This is a genomic window from Janthinobacterium kumbetense (assembly GCF_023703445.1).
Classification (GTDB): domain Bacteria; phylum Pseudomonadota; class Gammaproteobacteria; order Burkholderiales; family Burkholderiaceae_D; genus Janthinobacterium; species Janthinobacterium kumbetense.
On record NZ_JAMQGR010000001.1, the window covers coordinates 1170915 to 1196840 of the forward strand.

Annotated in this window: 22 protein-coding genes; 11 read left to right on the forward strand and 11 right to left on the reverse strand. The window is 60.5% G+C overall.

Features of this window, described 5'->3' with window-relative positions:
* The first annotated feature begins 138 nt into the window (after nucleotides 1-138).
* The 3 genes from nadB (at nucleotide 139) to NCG91_RS05280 (ending at nucleotide 2941) form a co-directional block, all read left to right on the forward strand.
* A complete protein-coding gene (gene nadB, locus NCG91_RS05270; protein WP_099664111.1) occupies nucleotides 139-1752 on the forward strand; it encodes an L-aspartate oxidase in 1614 nt (537 codons plus the stop codon).
* A 121-nt stretch (nucleotides 1753-1873) separates the two neighbouring features.
* Entirely contained in the window at nucleotides 1874-2287 is a 414-nt protein-coding gene (locus NCG91_RS05275; protein ID WP_251348883.1) for a hypothetical protein, read from the forward strand.
* A gap of 213 nt (nucleotides 2288-2500) precedes the next feature.
* Nucleotides 2501-2941: a hypothetical protein gene (locus NCG91_RS05280; protein WP_251348884.1), complete on the forward strand. Its 441-nt coding sequence runs from the start codon at nucleotides 2501-2503 to the stop codon at nucleotides 2939-2941.
* A gap of 222 nt (nucleotides 2942-3163) precedes the next feature.
* On the opposite strand, the gene NCG91_RS05285 is transcribed toward NCG91_RS05280, so the two are convergent.
* Genes NCG91_RS05285 through NCG91_RS05305 form a run of 5 tightly spaced genes read right to left on the reverse strand, consistent with a single transcriptional unit; the run spans nucleotide 3164 to nucleotide 9697 of the window.
* Entirely contained in the window at nucleotides 3164-4531 is a 1368-nt protein-coding gene (locus NCG91_RS05285; protein WP_251348885.1) for a toxin-antitoxin system YwqK family antitoxin, read from the reverse strand.
* Nucleotides 4516-5868, reverse strand: coding sequence for a toxin-antitoxin system YwqK family antitoxin (locus NCG91_RS05290; RefSeq protein WP_251348886.1), 1353 nt, complete (start codon nucleotides 5866-5868; stop codon nucleotides 4516-4518). Before NCG91_RS05290 ends, NCG91_RS05285 begins: the two co-directional genes overlap by 16 nt.
* A 9-nt stretch (nucleotides 5869-5877) precedes the next feature.
* Nucleotides 5878-8244 carry a hypothetical protein gene (locus NCG91_RS05295; RefSeq protein WP_251348887.1) on the reverse strand — a complete coding sequence of 789 codons (2367 nt, stop codon included), beginning with the start codon at nucleotides 8242-8244 and terminating at the stop codon, nucleotides 5878-5880.
* Nucleotides 8241-8999, reverse strand: a complete 759-nt coding sequence (locus NCG91_RS05300; protein WP_251348888.1) for a PP2C family serine/threonine-protein phosphatase — start codon at nucleotides 8997-8999, stop codon at nucleotides 8241-8243. Before NCG91_RS05300 ends, NCG91_RS05295 begins: the two co-directional genes overlap by 4 nt.
* Nucleotides 9000-9013: 14 nt before the next feature.
* Complete coding sequence (locus NCG91_RS05305) at nucleotides 9014-9697, reverse strand: vWA domain-containing protein (protein ID WP_077404035.1); 684 nt, start codon at nucleotides 9695-9697, stop codon at nucleotides 9014-9016.
* 227 nt (nucleotides 9698-9924) lie between these two features.
* Between NCG91_RS05305 and NCG91_RS05310 the strand changes: the two genes are divergently transcribed.
* Complete coding sequence (locus tag NCG91_RS05310; protein ID WP_251348889.1) at nucleotides 9925-10407, forward strand: hypothetical protein; 483 nt, start codon at nucleotides 9925-9927, stop codon at nucleotides 10405-10407.
* Nucleotides 10408-10412: 5 nt separating this feature from the next.
* Here the strand turns inward: NCG91_RS05310 and NCG91_RS05315 are convergent, their stop codons facing one another.
* The gene (locus NCG91_RS05315) at nucleotides 10413-10895 is read right to left on the reverse strand and encodes a DUF3304 domain-containing protein (protein WP_251348890.1); all 483 of its coding nucleotides are present in this window, start codon (nucleotides 10893-10895) and stop codon (nucleotides 10413-10415) included.
* Between the two features lie 56 nt (nucleotides 10896-10951).
* Complete coding sequence (locus NCG91_RS05320; protein WP_251348891.1) at nucleotides 10952-11290, reverse strand: hypothetical protein; 339 nt, start codon at nucleotides 11288-11290, stop codon at nucleotides 10952-10954.
* 291 nt (nucleotides 11291-11581) lie between these two features.
* On the opposite strand from NCG91_RS05320, the gene NCG91_RS05325 reads away from it, so the two are divergent.
* The 4 genes from NCG91_RS05325 to NCG91_RS05340 all read left to right on the forward strand — a co-directional run bounded on the left by NCG91_RS05325 (nucleotide 11582) and on the right by NCG91_RS05340 (nucleotide 13970).
* The gene (locus tag NCG91_RS05325; protein ID WP_171985020.1) at nucleotides 11582-12316 is read left to right on the forward strand and encodes a helix-turn-helix transcriptional regulator; all 735 of its coding nucleotides are present in this window, start codon (nucleotides 11582-11584) and stop codon (nucleotides 12314-12316) included.
* Nucleotides 12317-12503: 187 nt separating this feature from the next.
* The gene (locus tag NCG91_RS05330) at nucleotides 12504-12953 is read left to right on the forward strand and encodes a hypothetical protein (RefSeq protein ID WP_251348892.1); all 450 of its coding nucleotides are present in this window, start codon (nucleotides 12504-12506) and stop codon (nucleotides 12951-12953) included.
* A gap of 33 nt (nucleotides 12954-12986) precedes the next feature.
* Nucleotides 12987-13379, forward strand: coding sequence for a hypothetical protein (locus NCG91_RS05335; RefSeq protein ID WP_251348893.1), 393 nt, complete (start codon nucleotides 12987-12989; stop codon nucleotides 13377-13379).
* A gap of 63 nt (nucleotides 13380-13442) precedes the next feature.
* On the forward strand, nucleotides 13443-13970 hold the full coding sequence (locus NCG91_RS05340) for a hypothetical protein (protein ID WP_251348894.1): 528 nt from the start codon (nucleotides 13443-13445) through the stop codon (nucleotides 13968-13970).
* A gap of 39 nt (nucleotides 13971-14009) precedes the next feature.
* On the opposite strand, the gene NCG91_RS05345 is transcribed toward NCG91_RS05340, so the two are convergent.
* On the reverse strand, nucleotides 14010-14465 hold the full coding sequence (locus NCG91_RS05345) for a tellurite resistance TerB family protein (protein ID WP_251348895.1): 456 nt from the start codon (nucleotides 14463-14465) through the stop codon (nucleotides 14010-14012).
* Between the two features lie 310 nt (nucleotides 14466-14775).
* Between NCG91_RS05345 and NCG91_RS05350 the strand changes: the two genes are divergently transcribed.
* Both NCG91_RS05350 and NCG91_RS05355 read left to right on the forward strand, forming a co-directional pair.
* Nucleotides 14776-15582: a lipid II flippase Amj family protein gene (locus NCG91_RS05350; protein ID WP_251348896.1), complete on the forward strand. Its 807-nt coding sequence runs from the start codon at nucleotides 14776-14778 to the stop codon at nucleotides 15580-15582.
* Nucleotides 15583-15638: 56 nt separating this feature from the next.
* Nucleotides 15639-17324 (forward strand): TIGR04141 family sporadically distributed protein, encoded by a 1686-nt coding sequence (locus tag NCG91_RS05355; RefSeq protein ID WP_251348897.1) that lies wholly within the window; start codon nucleotides 15639-15641, stop codon nucleotides 17322-17324.
* 124 nt (nucleotides 17325-17448) lie between these two features.
* Here the strand turns inward: NCG91_RS05355 and purL are convergent, their stop codons facing one another.
* From purL to NCG91_RS05370, 3 genes are all read right to left on the reverse strand, one after another.
* A complete protein-coding gene (purL, locus tag NCG91_RS05360) occupies nucleotides 17449-21495 on the reverse strand; it encodes a phosphoribosylformylglycinamidine synthase (RefSeq protein WP_251348898.1) in 4047 nt (1348 codons plus the stop codon).
* Between the two features lie 193 nt (nucleotides 21496-21688).
* Nucleotides 21689-22753 (reverse strand): GGDEF domain-containing protein, encoded by a 1065-nt coding sequence (locus tag NCG91_RS05365; RefSeq protein WP_251348899.1) that lies wholly within the window; start codon nucleotides 22751-22753, stop codon nucleotides 21689-21691.
* 158 nt (nucleotides 22754-22911) lie between these two features.
* Nucleotides 22912-23964 (reverse strand): GGDEF domain-containing protein, encoded by a 1053-nt coding sequence (locus NCG91_RS05370; RefSeq protein WP_251348900.1) that lies wholly within the window; start codon nucleotides 23962-23964, stop codon nucleotides 22912-22914.
* Between the two features lie 234 nt (nucleotides 23965-24198).
* Here NCG91_RS05370 and NCG91_RS05375 point away from each other — a divergent pair, with 234 nt between their 5' ends.
* Entirely contained in the window at nucleotides 24199-25824 is a 1626-nt protein-coding gene (locus tag NCG91_RS05375; protein WP_099664131.1) for a response regulator, read from the forward strand.
* The last annotated feature ends 102 nt before the right edge of the window (nucleotides 25825-25926 follow it).

The window sequence follows — 25926 nt, forward strand, 5'->3', positions numbered from 1 at the left end:
GCGAACTGTTCCACGAAGACATTGATACGCCACAAGCTACGGCCCCAGCTATCTTTCACCGGCAGAATTTATCTCAACACATTACCGATTGATGTGAAATGGACTATAGTATGCTTCCCCTGAAAAAAGATAAATGTCATGAAATTTGATGTAGCGATTGTCGGCAGTGGCCTGGCGGGTTTATCGGTTGCACTGCATTTAGCTGAGACGCGCACCGTCGCGATCATTTCCAAACGCGCGCTGCTCGATGGCGCCAGCAACTGGGCGCAAGGCGGGATCGCGGCCGTGCTGGACTCGGGCGACAGCCACCAGCAGCACATCGAAGACACCCTGATCGCAGGCGGCGGCCTGTGCGACGAGAGTGCCACGCGCTACATCGTCGAGCACGGCCGCGAAGCCATCGAATGGCTGATCGAGCAAGGCGTGCCGTTTACGCGCGACGCCACGGCCGAACTGGGTTTCCACCTGACCCGCGAAGGCGGACACAGCCAGCGCCGCATCATCCACGCGGCCGACGCCACCGGGCACGCCGTGCAAGTGACCCTGGAGGAAAAGGTGCGCGCCCACCCGAACATCAGCCTGTTCGAACACCATTGCGCCATCGACCTGATCACCTCAGACAAGCTGGGCATGAAGCCGGCCCAGCGCAACGCGCAACCGCATTGCCACGGCCTGTATGTGCAGGATGAGCAAACGGGGAAAGTCCTCACCTTTGCCGCCGAGCACACCGTGCTGGCGACGGGCGGCGCCGGCAAGGTGTATTTATATACCACCAACCCGGACACGGCCAGCGGCGACGGCATCGCCATGGCCTGGCGCGCCGGCTGCCGCGTGTCGAACATGGAATTCATCCAGTTCCATCCCACCTGCCTGTACCACCCGTATGCGAAATCGTTTTTGATTACCGAAGCCATCCGTGGCGAAGGCGGCTTGCTGAAACTGCCGCCCGAGGCGGGCGCGGCGGCTGGCACGCGCTTCATGCTGGCGCACGACGAGCGGGCCGAACTGGCGCCGCGCGACGTGGTGGCGCGCGCCATCGACTTCGAGATCAAGAAACGGGGTCTCGATTACGTGCACCTGGACATCAGCCACAAGCCGGCCGAATTCCTCATCGAACACTTCCCCACCATCTACGCGCGCTGCCTGGAACTGGGCATCGACATCACCAAGCAGCCGATTCCCATCGTGCCCGCCGCCCACTACACGTGCGGCGGCGTCGTGACGGACCTGTCCGGCCGCGCCGACTTGCCGGGCCTGTATGCCGTGGGCGAGACGGCGTGCACGGGCTTGCATGGCGCGAACCGCCTCGCGTCGAATTCCTTGCTGGAATGCATCGTCATCGGCCGCGCCTGCGCGCAGGATATCGAAAGCAAGGAAAAGCTGGGCACGCCATACCTGCCCGACTGGGATGAAAGCCGGGTCACGGATGCGGATGAGGAAGTGGTGATTTCCCACAACTGGGACGAGCTGCGCCGCTTCATGTGGAACTATGTCGGCATCGTGCGCACGACCAAGCGCCTGGAGCGGGCCCAGCACCGCATCGCGCTGCTGAAGGAAGAAATCGACGAGTACTACCGCAACTTCCGCATCACCCACGATTTGCTGGAACTGCGCAACCTCGTCGATGTAGCCTCGATGATCGTCAACAGCGCCCTGTCGCGCCGCGAAAGCCGCGGCCTGCACTTCAGCCGCGATTATCCGGAAACGTTGCCGAAGGCCATCGCCAGCGTGCTGACGCCGCCGCACCGCTAGACGACAAACACGACCGCCTGCTGATACTGAAAGCAGGCGCATCGTGCGATGAATCGTGGCGGTGTGCCGCCATTTGCCACAGGCGGCCCCGCCGCAGGCATGGCGCAATCACCGAAACGTAATGCAAATGTTGAATAAGAAACTTTTTGATGCGATTGCATCTGCGGTGGACCTGGATGACCCTGCAGAGCAATCTTCAGCTCAGCGATTCATGATTGAGGCTATTGGCAGAGTGACTTCACAATTGCCTGATGTTGCCAAGTCAGCAGCCGCTGTGGCGAATCGATACATCACCGGTGCGGCGACGGCTGAGGAAGTCATTGCTGAGCGCGTACGCCTCTGGCGAGCAATCGAAGGGCGAGACCAATCGGACGAGCCAGACGTTTTGAAAATAAGAACTGCCATATGCGTCCTGCATCCCATGGATATTGGCGCTGCTGCCGAAACATTGGAGTATTTTTTTGAATTTTGGCGGCAAGCAGGCTTGGCGCAGGCTGAGCTTGAGGCCGCCGTTCAGAACAAGTATGCAATTTGAGGTGGCTTCAAGCGGCCAGAAGCAGCCGTTGAACAGGCATGCGCTGCTTCTGGCCTGCCTTTACGGGCAAGAACACAATCGTCTTCAACGATGCTGAACCCAAGTCGATTTTGCGTCGAATTTTCCCGGGCTACTTTCAGCGAGGCTAACTGCTGCAAGATAGAGGCTGTTTAATTCAGGGCATGCAGTCGCCCATTGCTAAATATGGAATCAATGACAGTGATGGCAACAAAGTGGAAGAACCAGGAGGTGCGAAGCCACAATGGCCTCGTGTGCAGCAATGGTGATATCTACGACGTGCACGAAACCAGAATGGTCAGAGTACGTGAAAAACAGGAACTTGGCGGTTGGCTCAATGTCGCGATTCTGGCGCAAGAAGAGCTGTATGGCGGACAGTACATCGTTAAGTGCGGAGAGGCTGCGGAACACGGCTCAATCGGCGTAGTCGTTTTGGAATCGCTGCAAAATCATGAACCTGTTTGGACGTTTGTTTCGGATCAATCCAATCCCTTTGATCAAATAACAATCAAGGGCGGCTTGGTGTTGGTGCTGTCAACGTCAGGCGCCGTGTTACGGTTTGCTGCGCCAATGAGGGAGGCAAGGCTTCTGCTTCCGAGTACTTCGATCCATGGTTCGAACGACGGGCGCTTGTAAATAGGCCGAAAGCAGCCGACCACAAAAGGCCCTGCTCGGCGCAAGTAGCCATGCGCCGCGGTTCAGTCCGGGCTGGCAACGGTGTTTGACGCCACCGGCACGGTGCCGCGACCGGACGAATCGCGGATGCCATCCGCCATCCGGTATCCCTGCATTACCCGTGCATGCCTGGCAAAAAGGCTGGCCACGCATCAGTGATCGAACGGCGATGACGTTCCCGGCTCACGATTCCGGTTTCAGCGGCTCGATGCCATCCTCCGTGTACGACATCTTGGCCGACGCGCCCGTGCACTCCCCCTGCGGCTCGTCCGCCACATAGCGGCACTCGCTTTCCACGCTGCCATCTTCCCGCCAGTGCCGGGTCCAGCCCTGGCGTTCGCCATCCACGTATTCGATCAGCTGCCTCGGCTTGCCATCGGCATACCATGAGCGCAATGCGCCCTCCTCGCGTCCGCCCGCATTCCACAGTTTGTGCACGATCAATACGCCGGTTCGGCTGAAGCGTTGTTCGCTGCGCAACACAAAGTGATCGATGTGCGTGCGCTTGCTGGCGACCTTGCCGTCCGGGTAATATTCGACGCTCTCGCCGACAGGCTTGCCGTCGACGTAGTTGGCGGTGCGCTGCACCGTGCCATCCGGAAAATATCCGATGCTGGGGCCCGTCATGATGCCGTTGTCATGCTGGCTGCGGCTTTCCATGGCGCCGTCCGGATAGAACCACAGCAGCTCGCCGTCCGTCTTGCCCTTGACCTGGGTCGTGCGCGTTTTCAGCTTGCCGTCCTCGTCGAACGTTTCCATCACGCCATCGGCACGGGCGCCGTTGCGGTAGGTGCGCGAGTCGATGAGCTTGCCATTTTGATGGTAGCGCTGCTCCTCGCCTTCCTGCACGCCATTGCGCCACGTAATACGCATGGAAACCTTGCCGTCCGGGTAATACAGGGTCTGCGCACCCTCCTGCACGCCGCGCCCATCCCGCTCCATCTGCATCTCGACTTGTCCATGTGGGTAATACATGCTGTAGTTGCCCACCAGCTTGCCGCGCAGGTAATCGGGAGCGTTGACCTGGCCAATCAGCCGCTTCGGTTCGCCTTCGCGCACATGATAGATCTCGACTTGCCAGGTGCCGGGCAGCTTGCCGGGCGGCAGCGGCAGCACCAGCGCATAGCGCGCCTCTTCCATCACCTCGCCGCGCGACAGGTTGTGGTTCAGGTAGAGCCGTGCCTTGCCGTCGGCACAATGCTCATCGCAGCCGCGCAGCATGTGGATGACGGGAATCGCCTCGGCCTTGGCCTCGGCCTGATCTGGCGCCGGGCAGGCGCGCAAGCGCACGAGCAAGGGATTCCTGTCGCGTATCATGTTGGCCAGCTCGGCCTTCATGACGCCATACTGCTCCTCGTTCAGTCCGACTGACGCCGCATCCATGCGCAGCTGCCTGCCGCCGCAGCCCGTGTCCTCGTCCACGGTCAGCACATCGCCGCTGCCGGGCACGGCCGTGATCGCCGTGACCACTTGCCGCTGCACGATCTCGGCCTGGGCCAGCACCGGCAACAGCAGCATGGCGCCAAGCACGTGCTTCACAAGGCGCGCCATGCCTGCTCCTTGCGCTGCAGTTCCGGCGCCGGCGCCGGCGGCGCTTCCCCGCATGCGCCCTGGGCCTTGCCGGCCAAATACCGGCACTCGCCCTTCAAGCTGCCATCCTCGTGCCAGCTGCGGCTCCAGCCGTCGCGCCGGTCGTTCACATACTCGATGGCTTGCTCGGGCTTGCCATTTTCATACCACGAGCGCGACGTGCCCTGCTCGCGCCATTGCGCATCCCAGCGTCGCTCCAGCACCAGCACGCCTTGGGGGCTGTAGCGCTGGATACTCAGCAGTCCGCCCTTGTCGCCATACTGCTGACGGCTTTGCACCTTGCCGTCAGGATAAAATTCCAGCGCCTCGCCCGTGGGTAAATCGTTGACCTGCGTCATCCTGGCGTGCACGGCGCCATCGGGGTAGTAATTCGTCGTCACGCCATTGGACTTGCCATTCTGCATTTCCGAGCGGCTGGAGACTTTTCCATCCGGGAAATACGTGAGCATCTCGCCTTCCATCTTGCCGCCGCGCAAAGTGTAGCTGGTGCTCGGCTTGCCATTTTCATCGAAGGTTTGCACGGGCCCGTCCAGGCGCTGGCCATTGCGGTAGCTGCTCGTCTCGCTCAGCTTGCCCGTCGCGTGATAGCGCTGGTGTTCGCCCTCGGGCATGCCATGGCGCCAGTTGCCGCGCAGCTCCAGGGTGCCGTCCGGATAATACTTGCTGCCGATGCCGTGCTGGCGGCCTTGCCCATCCTGCGCCACCTGCTTCTCGATCTTGCCATTCGGGTAATATGTGACATAGCCGCCCACCAGCTCGCCGGAGGCATAATCGGCCTTGTTAACCTGGCCGGACAGGCGCAGCTTGTGGCCCGCCACGCTAACAATCTCGACCTTCCACGTGCCTGGCAGCTTGCCTTTCGGCAAGGGCAACAGCAGCACGTTCGGTGCGTTTTCCTGCTCGATGGGGTAGAAACCTTCGTGCAGGTACAGCCGCGCCCGGCCATCGGCGCAGGCGGCTGGCGTGCAGGCGGCGATCTGGCGCACGATGGGCACGCTCGCATCCTCGGGGCATTTTTTCACGGTGACGAGCATGGGCGTCCTGGCGCGCATGCGTTCAGCAAGCTGGACTTTCAGCGCCTCGTACGGCGCCTCGTCCAGGTTCACCGAGCGCGCATCCATGCGGATCTGCTTGCCGCCGCAGGCCGTCGTGCCCGCGATAGTGAACACATCGCCGCCTTCGCTGTCGGGTTCGCTGGCCATCGCTGTCACCACCAGGCGCTGCACGATTTCCGCCTGCGCCATGGCTGAATACAGCAAGGAAGCGCCCAGCACGGCGCATATCGTCTTGATTTTCATGGTATTCCTCTAATTTTCCGCCGTGACGGCGACACCGCCCGGCACGAAGCTGACCCGGCCATCGCGGTAACGCACCAGCACCACCACCTTGGCATCCATCAATTGACCGTGCTGTACGGCCGGCAGATAGGTCCAGCGCTTCACGCTATCGAGCAGCACCTTGTTGAGCATGGGTTCCATCGGCAATTCCGCTGCCGCAAGCGTCAGGCTGCCGTCGGCCGCAATCGACAGGATCAAGCGGTTTTCGCCCGTCGCGTGCTTTGCATCGAGCACGCCATAGTCGACCGTCGTCATCGTCTCGCGCTGCACGCCGCCGACCTGGTCCCGCAACGGCGGCATGGCCTGGAGTTTTTGCGCCAGCAGCGCGCCATCGGCCAGCGTCTTGTCCCAGCGCTTCTGGTAGGCGCCCGGTTGCGCCAGGCGCAACACCCTGGCGGTCAGGTCCATGCGCTGCATCGTGCGCGCGACGCCATTGTCGGCCGGCTCGCCCGGTTCCGCCGGCAAGGCGTTCTGCACGGCATAACGGTAAGCCGTCAGCCGCGCCAGCGCCACCAGATTGACGGCATCGCGCTCGTCGCCGCCGCGCAGCTGTGCAGCAGCCGCGATGCCCAGCCAGGCCGTGCCATCGGTCGGGCGCGCCCACACGGCTTGCTCGAAGTACTGGCGCGCCGCCTGCGGTTCGTTCAGGCTCAGGTGCATGCGGCCCATGGCCGCGGCCACCAGATGGTCGCGCGGGTTGGCTTGCAGCAGATCAAGATAACTGGCGACCAGCGCCGGCTCATAACCGGGCACCCAGCCCAGGCCTTCCAGCAACGAGGCGCGCAGCTGCGCCTGCGTGCGGTCGCCGCCGTAGCCGGACTGCTTTTCTTCGCCGGCCCGGTACAGCAACTGCAAGCCGCGCGTGACGGCGTCATCGTCGCCCTTGCTGACGGCTTGCGACAGGCTGCGCACGGCCTTGCGCGCATCGGACGGCTGGAAACCTGCCGCCTTGCGCGGGCGCCAGCGAAATACTTCCAGGCCAGCCGCCTGGTCGGCCTGCGCCTGCAAGTTGGCCTTGTCCTTGACTTCATCGGACGACGAGGTCCAGGCCGTAAAGCCGATCAGGAACAGCACGATCAAGAGCACCACCACGGCCCAGCCCTTGCCCGTGATGCCGCCGCCCGCGTTGCCCGCCACATTGCCGGCCGCATTGCCAGCCCAATTCGCAGCGGGAATGGCGACGGGCGCCTGCCCCGGCGCCGTGCGGCGCGCGCTGCGCTGCGGCGGCGGCTGTTGCAGTTGCATCTGCTGCGCCTGCACGGACGCCTGCGCGGCCGCGCCGATGACCTTGTCGCGCGCGCACGCGGCGCAACCGTGACCCGCAAAATGCTGGTGTTCGGCATTCACGGTGCAAATTGTCAGCTTGCCGCCGCTGCGCTGAGCATAGCCGCGCAGCAACTGCGCCCAGTCGGCCGCCGCGGGCCGCTGGGGTTTTGGCGACTGGGAAAATGCGCGGTCGAACATGGCGCGCAATTCGGGCGGCATCAGCGCATGGCCGCTGGTGGCGTTCGGCGCCAGCAGCTTGTGGCGCTTCACGCCATACGCGTAGCAGCCGTCGCGGATGCGCCCGGGGATATCGGTGGCCACCTGCGCATTGCCGGGCCGCCCGCTGTACGGGTGGATGCCGAAGTTGAGCAGCTGAAAGATGATGACGGCCAGGGCGAAGCGGTCTTGCGCCATTTCTGTGCCCGCCGGCATGCCCTTGCGCTGGAATTCCGGCGCCAGGTAATCGGCCGTGAATTGCTCGGCAGGAAATCTCTCCGCATGGCCCTGGATGCTGAAACCGTCGCAATCGAGCATGGCGATGTACAGCGAATCGCGGTAAAAGCGCAGATTCACGGGTTTCAAATCGACCACGTAATGCTGCTGCTGGTGCAGCGCATCGAGGACGGCGGCCAGGTTGGCGGCCAGGGTCAGCTTGGGACCGAGTCCCGTGGGCAGGCCGGCCGCGCGCGCTTGCCGCTCCTGCATGATCTGTTCCAGCTCGGCCGTTTGCGCCATGTCAAGCAAGGGCATGACGAAACCGGCAAAGCCGCCCTGGCCGTCGAACACGGCCGCTTGCGGCCAGGCGATCTGCACGTAGCGCTTGCCGTTTTCCACTTGATCGGGCAACTCGGGCGACAGTTCCAGCATCGCTTCGAGCTTGCGCCGGTTGGCGGCCCGGTCCAGATGCGGGTGGTACAGCTTGGCAACCTGCGTGGGCGCGCCGGGCAACAGATACACGCTGCCCGCGCCGCCGCTCTTGACGAGTTTGCCCAGGATCAAACTGCGGACTTTATCCAGCCAGATTTTTCCACCCGGACTCAGGCCGGGTGTCACGCCTTGCTTCCGGCTCATGCGCGCAAGGCCAGCAGCAGGGTCTTGTCGTCGCCCGTGATCTGGTGCGTGCGCGGGTCGGCCAGGGTGGACGCCAGCGCCGCATTGCCCAGCTCGATACTTTCAACCGTGCGCAGATAGCCTTGCACGGCATCCATGAACGGCGCGTACAGGCCCCCATTGTTCTTGCTCATGGCAAAGGGCATGCAGCCGTCCGACATCAGCACCACGCCGCACGCGGCATCGGGAATCGGCAACAGGCGCAACTGCTCGCGCCAGCGCTCGCCGCTGATGAAATATGTTTCGTTGGCGTATTCGCCATTGGCGGGCAGCGAGATCAGTTCGCCGCCATCGCCCAGTTGCGCCACGCCCAGGCCGTCGCCCAGGTGGAAGAAGACGCCAGCATCTTGCCCCATGACCACGCCGACGACGGTGGCAGCGTAGTCGTCGAGGGTGGCATTGGCGGCGCGGGCGATGTCGTCCAGCGCGGCGCGGATCTGCGCCAGGGTGCCAGCCAGCGCGCCGTCATGCAAATCCTGCACGGTGGCGCCCTGCTCCAGCCGTCCGGCCAGCGCCTGCACGGTTTGCGTTGCAACAAACTGCGCGCCCTGCTCGCTGAGCCTGGCCGAACCGGCGCCATCGCAGACGATGGCGACCAGCACGTCATTCACGACGGCGTGCGCATGCGCATCCTGGCAAGCGATGTTTTTATCCAGGTGCGCCTTGCCCGTGACGGAGGCGCCGAACACGCGCCAGATATTCTGTACTGCAGTCATGGATCAGCGGGCTTTCACGTATTCACGACCGACCAGCCGTCCGTCGAGGCCAGCTGGGCCTGCGCACCGGGACGCGATTGCGACACCACTTGCATGCTGGCGCTCAGCCACAGGAACAGTTCGCGGAACTGCAAGCCCTTCAGCTGCTTCACGCCCCGCTCGCCACGGCTGGAGAATTCGCCCAGGGAATCGATATTCGCATGGTCGCCCACGGCGATGGGGAAGATCGCCACTTTATTCGCTTGCTCGGCCGCGCGCGCCTGTTCGGCGCCATGCTGCCAGCGATCCGTCGGTTCGCCGTCCGACATCAAAAACAGCCACGGCCGCGTGTACGCCACGCCCGCCTGGCGGAAACGCTGCTTTTCCTGCTCGATTTCCGCCAGCGCCAGCTCCACGGCCGCGCCGGTCGGCGTGGTGCCGTTCGCTTCAAGACGAGGCGCCGTGAAATCCATGGCGTCGCACCAGTTGCTGGCGACGACCGCCTCGTCGTGCGCGCCATACTGAATCACCAGGATGCGCACGCGCTTGGCGGCGATCACGTCGGATTTGAGTTCCTGTTCCAGCAAGGCCAGGCCTTCGTTCAGCAACGAGACGGGTTCGCCATCCATGCTGCCGGAGCAGTCCAGCACGAGCACCAGCGGCGTGCGTTGTTCGGTATTGTCGACCAGGGCGACGTCGGGGATCATTATGGAAGTCATGTAATTTTGATAGAGTTGCGAAATAGCCTAGCCCCGAAGCTTACCCTATGGATATGTTTTCCATGCGTCCGATTGCTTGGGATTGCGCCATGCGCTATCAAAGTACTAATTTTCAGGGTTTTTTTCATCCCTCCCCCATCGCGCGCCCGGCGAACTTGCTCTGAAAGCAACAACCTCGTACACTGCGCCATTCAGGTCGCCCGGCAACGGCCATATAAGCAAACTTGATGATGATACCGATCGCCAGTCTGGAAGCGCTGGAAGAATTCCTGGGAGAAAAACTGGACCCGTACGATGCTGGGCCGCCAATCGCGCATCCGGGGCTGCGGCTGTCGCATGCGTGCAGGCGGGTGACGCTGGACATCCGCAACGGCAACGCCTCTGCCGTGCGCATCGCCGTCCTGATATTGACAAAGGATCCTGGCATGCCTTTCGGCAAGATCATCAAGAGCGGTTTCGCCAGGGCGTTAAGGCGACGTGCGGAGCTGCTGTCCGAGATGCAACGGCGTGGCTTGATCGCGAAAACCTGCGAGTTGCTCAGTCTCGCATTCTGTCCGCGCGAAACAGAAGATTATTGCAAATTAATCAAAAAATTTGATCCAGGCGAGTTGCTCGCGAGGATAGAGGATGCCCGCGTCACGGACGCGAAATCGCACATGCTGCTGCAAAGCCTGACAGCCGACGGTGCGCGACGTACAGCCGCAAGTTAGCAGCACTATTCCCAGATGATTTCCAAGGGCACGCCCGGCTCCAGTTCCGCCTCCTTGCCGGAAAGCGGATATTTTCGATGACCCAGCGAGTATTTGGTCACGAAGACCTTGTAGCTGCCATCGTGAAGAAAATGCACGACGAACCGGCCCGCATCGCCAGCCGCATACTTCGGCACCGGCACGGTTTGTTCCACCCGGATATCCTTGCCATTCTTGATGGTATGCATGACGATATTTGCCGTCATTCCCGCTTGCCACACGCGGGGAATGGACAGGCAGCAGGTCAATCCGCCGCCGCCCTGGCCCGCGTCCAGATAGCCCGCCCCCGCAGTGGCGCCGTTCTGCAAGGTCACCTCATAGCTTCCCACCCCGTGATCGGTATGGTTGTAGCCGCTCAAATTCACCGTCAGCTCCCGGCTTTCCTTGCCCTGCGCGGCGTGCGGCAAAGCCGTGAACAGCCACAGGAATCCGATCAGCACCGCTTTCATCGAAAAAAGATTCTTGAGCATGGGATAGCCTCGGCAATCGCGTATGAATGACGCTGTCAATTCTGCATTGTTGTCGCGCCTCGACGGTTGCCTATTTGCGTCTGCCGGTCGAGGTCATCGATTCCCGCATCGAGCGCGCGCTGCTGGTACTTGGCAACAAAAGCATTGAGCACGCGCGGCGGCGTGTCATTCGTTTCATCCGTGATCACGCGCCGCAGATGGCTGACCCGGTTGGCGGTATCGGCAGGCTTGACCTTGACCTGCCGCGCACCGCTGGAGGCGGGCGGAGGCGCCTTGTCGGCAGCCTGCGCCATGGGGTTGCCACCGATAAACGCCAGCGCCGCGCACAGGGCCAGCGCCAGGAACGTCGTCGGGTGATGCTTGCTTGGTTGCATAAGAACTTTCGCTAAGTGAATGACATGCGACTCCCGCCCCACGCCTGAAATTTATATTTTTGACAATTTTTTATTGTATCGGGGAATTTTTTATCCAGGAGCACGATTGCATCGGCGGCGCCGCATTGCGGTGGCGCCGCGTATGTACTATCTTGATAGTTGCCCAGGACAGATGGCAGCGACCCGCCCCTCCTCACAAAGGTGGGGCGGATCGCTGCGCAACACCGCCCTTACCCAGTTCCGCACCTGCACGCCTGCGGCACACTGATGTAATCAGGATTGGGGGCAAGCATGCACACAGGGACAGTCACCGCGGATGTGGGCAAACTGATCGGCGCCATGTACGACTCGGCCTGCGGCACGGGCGACTGGCCGCAGCTCGACAACGCTGGACTGAACGGCCAGCAATGGCAGGAACTCCTGCCGCATCTGCAACGCGCGCTGTGCCTGCAGCAACGCCTGCGCGAGGCGCAACTGGCCAGCCATTGCGCGCTGGCGGCGCTCGACGCCATGGGCGCGGCCGTGCTGGTGCTCGATGGCAACCTCGCCTTGCGCTTCGCCACCCCCGCCGGACACGCCCTGCATGCGGCGCAACTGGAACACGCGGCCCCGCCCGCCCTGGTGCGCGCCGTGCGCCTGGTGATCGCCAGCGCCGGTGGCGCAGCGCAATGCCAGTCGCTGCGCCTGCCGCGCAAGCAGCAAGCGCCGCTGGCCCTGACCGTCACCCCGCTTGCCGATTGCCAGCCCACCTGCGCCCTGCTGATCGCCCGCGACCCCACGAAAACGTGCACGTCCGTCCCTGCCTTGCGCCAACTGTTTGACTTGACGCAAGCCGAGGCGCAAGTGGGCAAGGCGCTGGCGCAGGGGGCCACCATCGAAGAAATCGCCGCGCAGGGCGGCATCAGCGTCAACACCGTCAAGACGCACCTGCACCACACCTATTTAAAGACGGATACGCGGCGCCAGGGCGAGCTGATCGCCCTGATCCACGGCGCCACGGCGCACCTGGCCGTACTCGATGCATGAGGCCGTGTCATCCGATCGGATGATGCGCGGCGCATGTTGCCTGCCTACACTGGCAAGACCGGCAGCCCGCGCCTTGCCAGTGTGACAGCAGCGCTTGCGGACCAGCCGGTGCGGTTTCCCTGTCACCCACATCAACATCGCCGCGCCGGCAGCGGGACGGCACCACAGTTCAAGGATGGGTAAAGAAATGAAAACATGGATCTTGGCCGGCACCCTGGGCGTCTGCGCCCTGCTGGCAAATGCGCAAACGCTTCCCGACAGCCAGACGGTCGTCGTTCCCGGCGGACGCCTGCACACGATCGAATTGCCGGCACACAAACATTTCATGAGTGCGGAAAGGTTTGCCCCATTCCGCGGCGGCTATGAGCTGTCGAACGGGCAAGTGCTCTACCTGCGCAACGCGGGAACTATCGGCGCCATGATGTATGCGCGCATCGATGATCAGGAAGAACACCGCATCATCGCCACCGGCAGCGACAGCTTCGTGGCGCTCGACCAGCAGCTGGCCATGCGCATCGACTTGCGCGACGACGGCAGCGTGGGCGGTGAAGTGCTGATGCGGGTACCGGCCGAAAAACTGGCCAGCGGCGAGATTGTGCCCGCCCGTGTACAAAGCATGAGCCTGGCATCGCGTTAGGGCGGCAAGCCGCATGCCGCATGGGTGACAGCCATGAGCAAACAGTATTCTGTGCAACAGCAAAACGCGCTGACCCAGGCCGCCATCAAGCAGACGGCGGCCTGGTGGCGCGCCCGTCCCCTGCCCGACGCCTTGCGCCAATGCGCCGCCAGCCATGGCGTGGCGCTGGGCACGGCCCTCATGCTCGACCTGCAACTGGCTTGCCCCGGCATGCCCGCCGTGTACGGCAAGCTGCTGAGCGCCGATGGCCACTTCATTCATTTCGAGATGGACCTCGACGACGACTTGCGCCCCCTGCCCGGCAGCGTGGCGTGGGACGACATCAGCGCCGGCTACGACCTGACCGCACACAAACGGGGCACGGGCGTGGGCTATGGGGTGTTATGCAAGAAAGTGCTGCAGGAATTGAATCGCGGCGCGTGCTAGCGGAACCGCTGCCTTCGCATGCTATGATCGGCGCCCCGTTCATGAGACAAATGGCAACGCCACATGCAGCATCCATCCGGCAACAACCCGATCTCGAAGCTGCTGCGCGGCATCCTGCGCCTGCTGGCCTGGCCCTTGCTGGCCCTCGTCAGCGCCGCCTGCACCACCACCACGCGCCATCCTGCCAGCGAACCCACGCAAGTCGTCCTGCGCTTTACCTTTGACGACGGCAAGCCGATGCGGCATGAAACTCACATGGTCACGGCGCGCCAGCAAACGTATATCAAGTACTGCAGCAAGATAGGCAGCACCAGTGTCTGCGATGTCGGCATAGATATACTGTATGCAAGCGCCGACGCGCCGCTCGATGCAACTGGCGAAGTGCGCGTCACCCTGCGTTCGACCGGCCCCATCGGCGACCTGCCGACCGAACGCTGCATCAATGGCAAGTCCTACCTATTTCATTCCGGCGACTGGATACGCGGTCCGTTTCACCATGGGCAGGTGATCGAGATCCGCTACAAGATAAGTGCATTGAAGACGGCATGCCCGAGGTCGGAGGACGCGCCGCCGTGGTGGGACAAGGATTAAGCTAGCCAGCCGGGGCCGGCTGGCCGGCTGGCCTGGCGGTTATTGCAGCTCGAACTCACCGGGATTCAAGCCCAGCTCGCGCGCGATCTTGCTGGCCACGCGTTGCTCATTGGCATCGAAATTGCCGTCCGACGAAGCGACGGCGATGATCATGCGCACCAGCAGGCGCGACGCCTCCACATTCGACTTCATCTTGCCCAGCGCCTGGTAGGCCTTGGCTTCGCCGATATCCTTGTCGAACTCCAGCTGGCCGACATATTCCTGGAAAGCCTTGATCACGTCCGTGGTGGTAAACACCGACAGCGCGTCATTGCTTTCAATAAACTTCACCATCTTCTGCTTCTCTTCCGCACTGACGCTGCCGTCGGCCATGGCGATCAGGGCCGACCCCGCCATGGCGGCGTTCAGGAAATCCTTGTTCTTGAACTTCAGTGCTTCGGTTTTCAGTTCGCTGGCTTTGCTCTTCAGTTTGGACAGAAAGGAATCGAAACTCATGGCGGTTCTCCTGGTGGGTGTTGGTGCGGCAGCGCTACAGGCTACCACTGTCACCTAGCTGGGGGCGCGGGGGTGGAATGCAAGCGCTGGAAGCATGCCTTGCCTCCGCTGACCGCATGGCCCAACCCACAGGCAAAGAGCCGGGGTCTGACCCCAGTTTGTGCCTTGGGGTGAAATTCAGCCAACGCCACACTAACGCACAAAAAACACCACAAAAGCTAGATCACGTGATAATTATCTTATTTGCAGTTGAAAAATAAGTAACTTCATGGCAGCATTGGAATAACATTTTCCATATTGCAAGGTTGTGATGGACAAGCATTTGCTGTTGATTTGCGCACTGACGTTCATCATCCACATTATCGGTACCCTCGCCTATTCTGTGCGCATCGCCGGCATTCGCACGCGCCGCATCGCCGTGTCCCTGGCCCTGTTCAGCATTTTGATGCTGCTGTCGCGCACCTCGAATTCCTTCCTGGGACCATTTCTCGCCAAGCGCGTGGAAACGGGAATCGACCAGCATGTGGCCGCCAGCACGCTATTGCTCGACTTCCGCTGGCTGCTGTTCTCCGCCAGCCTGGCAACGATACTCGGCGCGATCCTGATCCCCACCTTTCAGCGCGCCTTCTGCCGCGCCGTCGAGCATTTCCAGGTACACAGGTCCGTGCCGAAACTGCTGCTGCACGCCGTCTTCAAGGGCGGCCTGTCCTACCTCAAAACCTCCGCCAGCCTGCCCAAGCCCGCCAACGTCACGGGCCTGCGCCAACAATCGGGCGTTTCCGTCTCCATGACCGCCATGAACGTCATCGCCACGGCCCTGTGGACGGTAGGCGTCTTCGCGGCCCTGTACGCGGGCGTGCTCGACCCCAGCGTGCGCGTCACCTCCAGCACGCTTTCATCGATCATCAACGGCGGCGCCACTATCATGATGGCCGTCTTCATCGACCCGCACATGTCGGGCATGACGGATGACGTCATCGAGGGCAAGATCGAAGAATCGCAATTCCGGCGGGCGGTGGTGTGGCTGGTGGGGAGCCGATTGGCGGGAACGCTGATTGCGCAGTTTTTGCTGGTGCCGTCGGCGGTGGTGATTGTGGGGGTGGCAAAGGTGCTATAAGACTTTAATTTATGACATCTATTTTCGAGGAAAAATGAAAAAAAAGGATAAATCTAATGACTACCTACCTCGTAAAAAGTTCAAAAATCGACGTTCCTACTGATCAATTATTAGCGCTAACCAAAAAAATAGAAAGAAAAGAAAAGCTATCAATATACTTATTAAAAAATGACTTAGCAGACGATTCTGAGATATTAAAACTAGAAGACTCAAAAGACCCGGTAAAAATCAATATACAAAATGGCAGTGCAGTTTTATATGTAAAGAAAGAAAGTGCACACCCACCTCCATCATGGACAAATCTTTTCACAAGTCATCAAAAGATTGAAGAAGGAATTTTCGGGAGTACAAGATCAGTTGGCGCAGCATTTATAATGCGAAAATTCGGAAAGATTTTTGTTTTAACATTCGGAACTGGCCATCACTTATTAAAACAAGATTCAATTGAAAGAGATTTTGGATTAAGAGTAACACTAAATTCTGTCGACCCAGACAAACTTAGAAGTTTAGATAAAGCGAGTTACGAAAACAATCCATTAAATTCCAGAATACAAAGCAGTAGAGAAGTCGATATTTTTCAACTGCGCACAGACTCGGAACTGGAATTGGTATATGCGGTCACAGGAGTTTCAGAAGTTCCAATTTTTGGATCTCATGTAACTGGAAGAGATGCACTTAGTTTAGCGGTCACGGCAAACATAGATGGCATTTCTGAAATTCTCGAAGAAACACTTCATAGATATCGAAAGAAACTGCCACAACAATTTGACTGGATTGACAACATCAATAGAATAAAAGATCCAGATGAAATTGAGATATTGGACATTGAATTAGATCAAGCCATAGAGAAAGGTGACCTATCGAACATTTATCTAGGAGAGCCAGAAATAGTTGACTGGGAAAACCAAATTGGCTATTCGTTTGATTTGAGAGCAAACACCTATCGCCACCCTGTATTACAGCTCGAACACCTAGTCGAATACATAAAAAATAAAGGACTTTCTTTTTGTGTTCGCGAGATTAAATCTACTCTCATTCACATAAACAATTCTGACTATCAATCTTCAAAATCATGGAGTGCTTATCGTTGTATATGTGCAGAAATTTTATACGCAGACAGATATAATATTTTACGAAACGGAATTTGGTACAAAGTTGCCAATGACTATGTTGCAACCCTAGATAAATTTCTCTCCGAAAATTTAAAAAAATCTGATGTGGCGATGCCAGAATACAAATTCAATAATGAGGACGACTATAATAAAGAAGTTGCAAAAAATTTAGATTTTCATTTAATGGATAAAAATTTAATTAAAATTGGCGGGCCATCTGACAAGGTTGAATTCTGCGACCTAATCTATAAGAATAAAAAATGGATACACGTAAAATATTATCGGAGCTCAGCAACACTTAGTCATCTATTTTCACAGGGGGCTGTCGCAGCTCAAGCATTCATTGGGGAACCAGAATTTAGGAAAAAGTTGAGTGAAAAAATGCCTCTTCCGGCGAAATTACAATTCCCGAAGCGACGTCCAGAAACCAAAGAATATGAAATAGTTTATGCGATAGCAACAAAAAAGAATATTCCTCTAGAACTTCCTTTTTTTTCCAAAGTGACTTTAAAACAAGCCATTAAAGCAATTTCGATGATGGGATTTAGTGTTTCGGCCACTTCCATTCCTGTAGATCCGATAATCCACGCATTAAAATTAGTAAAGCCGAAGAAAAATGAGGCCCCTTAATTTCAGTCCATGATTTATTTTTCTTATGCAAAATAAAAAAGCCGCTGTCTCCCGACAGCGGCTTTCTCATTCCTCCCCCAGCAACAGCGCCTTGAATTCCAGCACTGCCCTGCAAGCGAACTAATTACCCCACAAACTTCCGTGCATTCCTGAACATGCGCATCCACGGCGAATCCTCGCCCCACGCTTCAGGGTGGTACGACTGCTGGACTGACCGGAACACGCGCTCCGCGTGCGGCATCAGCACCGTGAAACGGCCGTCTGGCGTGGTCACAGAGGTAATGCCTTCCGGCGAGCCGTTCGGGTTGTATGGGTACGCTTCGGTAGCAAAGCCCTTGTTGTCGACGAAGCGCATGGCTTTGCTGACTTGGGTGATGTCGCCCGTTTGCGAGAAGTCGGCGTAGCCTTCGCCGTGGGCGATGGCGATGCCGGCCTGGGTGCCGGCCATGCCGTTGAAGAAGATCGATGGGGAATCCGTCACTTCGACCATGGCAAAGCGGCCTTCGAATTTCTCCGACTTGTTGCGCGTAAATTTAGGCCAGGCGTGGGCGCCAGGGATGATGGATTTCAGGTTGCTCATCATCTGGCAGCCGTTGCAGATACCCAGACCAAAACTGTCCTTGCGGTTGAAGAAGCGCGCGAACTGTTCCGCCAGGCTGGCGTTGAACAGAATCGTTTTCGCCCAGCCTTCGCCCGCGCCCAGCACGTCGCCGTACGAGAAGCCGCCCACGGCGATGACGCCCTGGAAGTCGTCCAGTTTGACGCGGCCGGCAATCAGGTCACTCATGTGCACGTCAACAGCGGTAAACCCTGCCTGATGCATCACGTACGCCGTCTCGATGTGCGAGTTGACGCCCTGCTCGCGCAGGATGGCGACGCGCGGACGCACGCCGGTGGCGATGAATGGCGCGGCGATGTTGTCGTTCTGGTCGAAGGTGACGATAGGCGACATGCCCGGGTCTTGCGCGTCCAGCAGGCGGTCGTATTCGGCGTCCGCGCAAGCTGGATTGTCGCGCAGGCGGGCGATGCGCCAGCTCGTTTCGCTCCAAAGTCGGTGCAGTTCCGCGCGCGACTGGGTGTAAATCAGCTTGGCGTCGCGCGTGAATTCGATCACGTCGCGGTCGTTCAATTTGCCGATGATATGGCTGCAGGCGCCCAAATTAAACGTGCGCAGCACGTCCATGACGAGCGACTTTTCTTCCGCGCGCACCTGGATGACGGCGCCCAGCTCTTCGCTGAACAAGGCGCGCAGGGTCAGTTCGTTGCGGCGTTCCGCTACCTGGCCCGTCCAGTTCTTGGCGTCGCCCCAATCGCTCGAGTGCTCGCCTTCCATGGTCAGCATGTCCAGGTTGACGGACATGCCCGTGTGGCCGGCGAAGGCCATTTCCGTCAGGGTGGCGTACAGGCCGCCGTCCGAACGGTCATGGTAGGCCAGCAGCTTGTCGTCGCTATTGAGCTTTTGAATGGCGGCGAAGAAGCCTTTCAAGTCTTCCGCGCTGTCCACGTCCGGCGTTTCATTGCCCAGCTGGCCCATGACTTGCGCCAGCGCCGAGGCGCCCAGGCGGTTCTTGCCGCGGCCCAGGTCGATCAAGATCAAGGACGTGTCGCCCTTGTCCGTCTTCAGCTGCGGCGTGAGCGACTTGCGCACGTCCGTGACTGGCGCGAACGAGGAGACGATCAGCGACACTGGCGACGTGACGGATTTCGCCGCGCCCGTGCCCTCGTCTTTCCACGTCGTGCGCATCGACAGCGAATCCTTGCCGACGGGGATGCTGATGCCCAGCGCCGGGCACAGGTCCATGCCGACGGCTTTTACCGTGTCGTACAGGGCCGCGTCCTGGCCAGGCTGGCCGCAGGCGGCCATCCAGTTGGCGGACAACTTGATGTCGGAGATGTCGGCAATCGCCGCGGCGGCGATGTTGGTGACGGCTTCGCCCACGGCCATGCGGCCCGAGGCGGCGGCGTCGATGACGGCCAGCGGCGTACGTTCGCCCATGGCCATCGCTTCGCCCAGATAACCTTCAAAGCTCATGGTGGTGACGGCGCAATCGGCCACCGGCACTTGCCATGGTCCCACCATCTGGTCGCGCACGGTCATGCCGCCCACGCTGCGGTCGCCGATGGTGATCAGGAAGGATTTGTCGGCCACGGTCGGCAGCAGCAGCACTTTTTGCGCTACATCAACCAGGTCCATGCCCGTCAAGTCGATGGCAGGGAAATCGTTGGCCACGTGGACCACGTCGCGCTGCATCTTTGGCGGCTTGCCCAGCAAGACGTCCATCGGCATGTCGACGGGCTCGTTACCGAGTTCCGGGTCGATCAGCTTCAATTGACGCTCTTCGGTGGCCACGCCCACGGCGGCGAACAGGCAGCGTTCGCGTTCGCACATGGCCTTGAACAGCGGCAGGCTTTCCGGCGCGATGGCCAGAACGTAGCGTTCCTGCGACTCATTGCTCCAGATTTCCTTCGGCGCCATGCCCGATTCTTCCAGCGGCACCTTGCGCAGGTCGAAAATCGCGCCGCGCTTGGCGTCGTTGGTGATTTCCGGGAACGCGTTCGACAAACCGCCCGCACCCACGTCGTGGATGGAGATGATCGGATTGTCCGCGCCCATTTGCCAGCAGGCGTTGATGACTTCCTGGGCGCGGCGTTCCATTTCCGGATTGCCGCGCTGGACGGAGTCGAAGTCCAGGTCGGCCGTGTTGCTGCCGGTGGTCATCGACGAGGCGGCGCTGCCGCCCATGCCGATGCGCATGCCCGGGCCACCCAGCTGCACCAGCAGGCTGCCGACGGGGATATCGTTCTTGTGCGTGTGCTGCGCCGAGATATTGCCGATGCCGCCAGCGATCATGATCGGCTTGTGGTAGCCGAAGACGGCGTCTTTGTCCGTGCCGACGTTCTGCTCATACGTGCGGAAGTAGCCGCCCAGAACCGGACGGCCGAATTCGTTCGAGAACGCGGCGCCGCCCAATGGGCCTTCGATCATGATTTGCAGGGGCGAAGCGATGCGTTCCGGTTTGCCGTATTGATCTGCATGATCTGCATCAATACGCGCGGCCAATGGCGCCGTCACGGAAGCGGCCGTTTCCCAGCTGCGCACGGCGTCCGGCAGCGACAAGTTCGATACGGTGAAACCCGTCAAACCTGCTTTCGGCTTGGCGCCGCGGCCCGTCGCGCCCTCGTCGCGGATCTCGCCGCCCGCGCCCGTGGAGGCGCCGGGGAATGGAGAGATGGCCGTCGGGTGGTTATGCGTTTCCACCTTCATCAGGGTGTGCGTCAATTCCGTCGATGCCGCGTATTCGTGCTTGTCGCCGCGCGGGTAGAAGCGCGACACCGTGGCGCCTTCCATGATGGACGAGTTGTCGCTGTAGGCGACCACGGTGCCTTTCGGCTGCAGTTCATGCGTGTTCTTGATCATGCCGAACAGGGACTTGGGCTGCGCCACGCCGTCGATGGTCCAGTCGGCGTTGAAGATCTTGTGGCGGCAATGCTCGCTGTTCGCCTGCGCGAACATCATCAGTTCCACGTCCGTCGGGTTGCGGCCGGCCTTGGTGAAGGCGGCGTCCAGGTAGTCGATCTCGTCTTCCGACATCGCCAGGCCCAGTTCCGTGTTCGCCGTTTCCAAAGCAAGCTTGCCCTGCCCCAGCAAGTCGATCGATTCCAATGGGCGTGCTTCCAGGGTGCGGAACAGGTCCTTGGCGTCGTCCGCGCTGCGCAGCACGGATTCCGTCATGCGGTCGTGCAGCAGGTCGGCCACGGCCTGTACCTGCTCGTCCGTCAGTTTGCCAGCGCCGATGGCGCTGCCCAGGATGCCCGATTTCAGGTTGATGCGGAAAGCGATGCCGCGTTCGACGCGCTTGATGTGCGCCATGCCGCAGTTGTGCGCGATGTCGGTGGCTTTCGAAGCCCACGGCGAAATCGTGCCGAAACGGGGGATGACGAAGAATTCTTCGGCAGCGCCTTCCGTATTGTCAGCGTGGGCCGGCTCGCCGTACGTCAGCAAGGCGCCAAGGCGCGTGCTGTCGTCGTTGGTGAGAGGCGCGCTGGCATCGATGAAATGGACATAGCGTGCTTGCACGGCAACAATCGCAGGCGAAACGGCTTGCAGTTGGCTTAACAGACGGTGGCTACGGAAATGGGACAGGGCATTGGAACCCGGCAGTATCAACATGATTGGAAGGTGGTTGATGCAGCGTGGCTGCGGGTTAAAGGTAGGTATGACAATATCTTTCGTACGGCAAATTTCCTTTGCGCGCATTATACCCGTTTTACCCCTGCCTTATGACCGGAACTTGGGCCTTTGCCACCCTTTTGCCCCGCACGGCGGCCATTTATGACGCGACAACAACACCGTCAGCCGACGATCAGGCGATCACGTAGCGGTTCTTGCCCTGCCGCTTGGCCAGGTACAGCGCCTCGTCGGCCAGCCGGTAGCTGTGACCCAGCTCCTTGGCCCGGTCCAGCTCGGCCACGCCCACGCTGATCGACACAAACTGTGCCGCATGGAAAGCCTGACTGACGGCCTCGACCAGGGCGCCGGCAAAGGCGCGCGCAGCGTCGCGGTCGCCCGCGTAGACGATGCCGAACTCCTCGCCGCCCAGGCGCCCGCACAGATGGCCTTGCGCCTTGTCGGCGATGATGGCGGCCGTGCGCACCAGCACCTCATCGCCCGCATCGTGGCCCTGCTGGTCGTTGATGATCTTGAAATCGTCGATATCGATCATCAGGAAGTACAGCATGCCGCCGTGCGGCGCGCCATGCATCTGCTGGGCGCGCTGCGTGAACATGCGGCGGTTATTGAGGCCCGTCAAGCCGTCCTGGAAGGCCAGCCGCGTCAATTCCACCTTGGAGTGATAGTTGCGCAAACGCAATAAACTGAAGCTGACATTCAGCGCCAGCCCGAACAGCACGCTGACGGCGATCATCAGCGGCGCCCAGGATTCGTCGGGCAAGCCCGCGTTCACCGGATACAGGCCGTGGCCCACGTTCCACCACACGCCGGCCACGACGGCCAGGTAACTGAGGCCGCCATTGAAGATGGAGGCGATGGCCAGGGTCATGAAGACGCCTACGGGCAAGACCCAGAAGCTGGCGTGATGGACGGCGTCGGCCATGGTGCGCAAGCCGAAGGTCAGGGTCAGCACGGCGCAGGCGCCCGTAATGGTCAGCACGGGCAAGGTGGTGCAGCGATAGCGCACGATCAGGCTCGTCAACATGCCCAGCAGCGCCAGCACGGCGTGCGAGAAGTTCGGATGATAGGGATCGGGCATCAGCAGCCAGGTCAGGCTGTAGGCGATGATGCCCAGCAGCTGCGTCACCATGCCGACCCGGTGCAATTCCGCGAAATACGTGTGCTGCTGCTCGCTGTTGCCGCCAAAAGCGAGGGGGACGGCAATGCGCCGCAGGGTACTCATGGAAGGAAGGCGCATCACGAAGGCTGGATTTTCTCTGGTAAAGGTAAAACGCCAGCGGTCACGTCACGGTGAAACTCTGCGTCTGCGCCACATCGCGCCTGCCTGCGGCTGATATATTAATACAAACAGAATACCCGCTCCCTGGCGCCTCCGCAAGACTCATGTGCATGCCGTCAGGCAATGACGTAGCGGTTCTTGCCCTGGTGCTTGGCCTGGTACAGCGAGGCATCGGCCAGGCGGTAGCTGTGCGCCAGCTCCGTGTCGCAGGCCAGCTCGGCAATGCCCACGCTGATCGACACGGCCTGCCCCGGATTGAAGGCCAGGTAGACGGCATCGACGAGGCTGGCGGCGAACTGGCAGACGGCGCGCCGGTCCCCCGCGTAGACGATGCCGAACTCCTCGCCGCCCAGGCGTCCGCACAGGTGGCCGCCGCAGGCATCGGCGATGATGCCCGCCGTCTTAACCAGCACCACGTCACCCGCGTCATGGCCCAGGGTATCGTTGATTTTCTTGAAATTATCGATATCGATCATCAGGAAGTACATCGGTTGCGGCCGCTGCTGCAATTGCTGCGTCAGTTCCGTAAAGCGGCGACGGTTGTTCAAGCCCGTCAAGCCATCCTGGTAGGCCAGGCGGGTCAGCGCCTCCCTGGCGCGGAAGTCGCGCAGGCGCAACAGATTAAAGCTGATGCTGAGGACCAGGCCGAACAGCATGCTGTAGACGATCAGCAAGTTCGCCCAGGCTGCATGCGCCATGGCGGGATCGATCGGGAAATGGCCGTAGCCCAGTATCAGCCAGACTGCCGCGGCAACGATGAGATACACGACGCAGCCATTGAAGATGGGCGCCGCCAGCAGCACCATGAACACGCCCACGGGCTGCATCCAGAATTCCGCCTGCCCCGCCGCCTCCGCCAGCAGGCGAAAGCAAAAGGCAATGGCGCACATGCCCACGGCGCCCCCCAGTTTCAGCACCCAGATGGCGCGCGCGGCCACATTGATGCCGATCGCCAGCACGATGCCGGCCAGCGCATACAGCAGCGCGCCCCTGTCGAGCGTATTCACATGGGGAATAAAAGCCCACACGAACAAGATACTGGCCAGGCCAAAGGACTCGCTGACGACGGCCATGCGGCGCAATTCGGGAAAATACTTCTCGGCATGCGTCCGTCCTCCGCCGAAAAGCAGGTGGTGCAGGGTTTGCCTGCGAGTGTCGGTCAAGTACATGGCGGCTTTCCAGGCGTGGTGTCAGACATGAGCGAACGCAAAAGGTTGCTTTTAGGATACCCCGCGCCTGCCCTGCCCGCAAGCGCGCGCGCCTGCCGTGTCGCGCCGCGCGCACTCGCCTGCATTTTGTTAGCGATTTGCACTGGCTTTGCAGTATGCTGACAAATAGTAATATTATTAGACCGTCGTACCATCGAGCCGCAGAGCCATACACAGATGAACGAGAGCTGAACAATGCCAGAAACTAGCGACTTATCTGTCCTGATCGTCGACCCGAACCCCAGCATGCGGGGCAATCTGCACAATATGCTGAACCAGGCGGCCATCACCAAGGTGGAATATGCCGTCAATTCCGGCACGGCCATCCGCTTGCTGACGAAGAAACCGTTCGACATCATCCTGTGCGAATACGATCTTGGTAGTGGCACGGATGGCCAGGATGGCCAGCAATTGCTGGAAGACTTGCGCCACCACAAGCTGATCGGCCTGTGGACGATCTTCATCATGCTGACTTCCGAAGCCATCCACAGCAAGGTGATCAGCGCGGCCGAACTGACCCCGTCCGACTACATATTAAAGCCGTTCACCGTCGACGTGCTGAGCGGACGCATCGCGCGCGCCATCGAGCGGCGCGCCATGTTCCTGCCCACCTATCAGCTGATCGACAAGGGCGACTTGCGCGAAGCCGTGAAAAGCTGCCGCGCGGCCGAGCTGCAGCATCCGCGCCTGGCGGCCGATTTCACCCGCCTGCGCGCCGAGCTGCACCTCACCCTGGGCGAATGGAAGGAAGCGGAGCAGCTGTACGCCGACATGCTGGCCACGCGCCCCATGGCCTGGGCCCACCTGGGACTGGCGCGCACCCTGTTCGAGCAGCAGCGCCACGAAGAGGCGCAGGATGCGCTGCTGGAACTGGTGGAAATCTATCCCCGCTTCATGGCCGCCTACGACTTGCTGGCGAAGAACCATGAAGCCATGGGCCAGCAGCTGCAGGCCAAGAAAATCCTCGAAGACGCGGTGGCCATCTCGCCGCACATGGTGCGCCGCCTGCGCCACCTGGGCGGCATCGCGTATGACACGGGCGACATCGGCGCTGCCGAACGGGCGTATAAACAGGTCGTGACGAAAGCGAAGTACTCCGAATTCCGCGATCCGGAAGACCACGTCAACCTGGTGAAGACGCTGGTAAAGAAAGGCGATGCGCCGCAGGCGAGCGGCGTGCTGCGCGACATGGAGCGCTCGCTGCGCGGCGGCGCCAACGTGGAAGCGTGCCGCGCCATCTCGGCCGCCATGCTGCATGAATTGTCGGGCAACGACATCGCCGCCGCCAGCGAACTGCAGCTGGCCGCCGCCGCCCTGGACACTGCGCGGGGCCTGTCGACGCAGCTGAAGGTGGGCCTCGTGCAAAGCTGCCTGAAGAACAATCTGGAACAGGCGGCGTCCGACGTCATGATGAAACTCGTCAACGAAGCGGATAGCGAGGTGACGATGGAAGCGGCCGTGGACGTGTTTGAAAAGGCGGGCCGCCATGATCTGGCGCAAGGCATGGGCCAGCAGATCACGAACCAGGTGCAGGAACTGATGCAGGATGCGGCCAGCAAGTCGGAAAGCGGAGAGCTCAAGGGCGCCGTCTTCGTGCTGCGCCAGGCCTTGCGTAAGACGCCGGGCAACCTGCCGGTGCTGTTCGCCTCCGTCGACGCCATCTTGCGCCAGCTCAATATGCTGGGCTGGGAAGCCCCGCTGGCCGAACAGGCACAGCACCAGATGCAGGTGATCCGCAAGATCGACCCCAAGCATCCGAAGCTGGAGTCGCTCAAGCAGCAGTATGCGGCCACGCAGCACAAATATGGTATTGCGACCTGAGTGGAGGGACACGCTGCAAACCTGCTGCGCAGCCCACTCTCGGGTTGGCGTTGCTCACCGTACTAAAGTACGGCTGCGCTGCTCAACCCGACATTGGGATTG